The following is a 369-nucleotide window of genomic DNA, read 5'->3' on the forward strand; positions in this document are numbered from 1 at the left end:
GGGTGTGTTGTTTGAGAACTGCACAGTGGACGCGAGCATCTTTGTTTGTAAGTGTTTAAGAGCGTTCGGTGGATGCCTTGGCACCAGGAGCCGATGAAGGACGTGGGAGGCTGCGATATGCCTCGGGGAGCTGTCAACCGAGCTGAGATCCGAGGATTTCCGAATGGGGAAACCCAGCACGAGTGATGTCGTGTTACCCGCATCTGAATATATAGGGTGTGTGGAGGGAACGTGGGGAAGTGAAACATCTCAGTACCCACAGGAAGAGAAAACAATTGTGATTCCGTGAGTAGTGGCGAGCGAAAGCGGATGAGGCTAAACCATGCGTGTGTGATAGACGGCAGTCGTTGCGCGTGTGGGGTCGTGGGG

1 rRNA gene is annotated in these 369 nt (G+C 54.2%); it reads left to right on the plus strand.

Going from position 1 to position 369, the window contains the following annotated elements:
* Positions 1-45: 45 nt before the first annotated feature.
* Positions 46-369 (plus strand): 23S ribosomal RNA (locus ON41_RS13410); the annotation flags it as partial.

It is taken from the genome of Nocardia transvalensis NBRC 15921 (assembly GCF_000308875.1).
GTDB classification, from domain to species: Bacteria; Actinomycetota; Actinomycetes; order Mycobacteriales; family Mycobacteriaceae; genus Nocardia; species Nocardia transvalensis.